The organism is Candidatus Hydrothermales bacterium (assembly GCA_039630235.1).
Classification (GTDB): Bacteria; Hydrothermota; Hydrothermia; order Hydrothermales; family JAJRUZ01; genus JBCNVI01.
Genome location: JBCNVI010000041.1, coordinates 1 through 807, shown reverse-complemented (window position 1 = coordinate 807; position 807 = coordinate 1). Strand labels below are relative to the sequence as shown.

The following is an 807-nucleotide window of genomic DNA, read 5'->3' as shown; positions in this document are numbered from 1 at the left end:
GAAAAGAGGTTCAAGGACGTCGTTGTAGAAGTTTTGGTAGCCTCCAAATTCTTTGTTAAATAGTCTTCTCATGAAATTTTTTGGTCCTGTACCCCATGGTTTACCCTTTTCTACTCCAAGCCAACCCTTTTTCTGTAAAAAGTAAAGGAAAACAATTTGACCTAACAATTTTTTAGCAAAATCAACTGTATTTATATTTTTGCTTTCGAATTCGCTCTTTACTTTGGTGTCTTTATCCAAAATTCTGTCAAGTTCCAGCTTTGTTCTTATGAATAGATCTCTATATTTTTCAAAAAACTCTTTTGTTACAACTTCAACATTAAAGGCTTCTTCTAAATCTTCAAGGGTAGGTTTCCTCTCATCATCTTCAAGGATAGGCAAAAACCTACTTTGTGCAGTATGACTTTTTTCATTTTTTCCAACTAAAAACGAAAATCTCCTCGCTGGTGTAAACTCATCTTTATTCTTTATTTCTCCAGCTTGTGTTTTTTCAAAGCTATAGTCTACTTTTACAAGAGAAAAACGCCAATCCTCTGAAGTGGGAGATACAAAAGCGACAAGTGCTGCGCCTTTTAATTTACTATCCCTGCTACCTTTTAAATTTAAATGCCAAGCTATAAAATTCCTCTGCATTGCTCTCGCTCGTTCAAGCGAGGTTTCTTTCTTAAGCCGGACGATGAGTAGATCTATCTCTTTTTTATCATGAGTATATTTGCCTATCCTTTCTAAGGAAGCTATATATAGTTTAAAAGGGTCAGGAATATAGTTACCCTGATACACAAAACTTTTTTCTTCATATGACTTTAA

At 34.3% G+C, this 807-nt stretch carries 1 protein-coding gene; it reads right to left on the bottom strand.

The genetic code is table 11. The features are described from left to right. Nucleotides 1-807 (bottom strand): class I SAM-dependent DNA methyltransferase (locus ABDH49_09185; GenBank protein MEN3047113.1); only part of this gene is annotated, 807 nt, incomplete at both ends.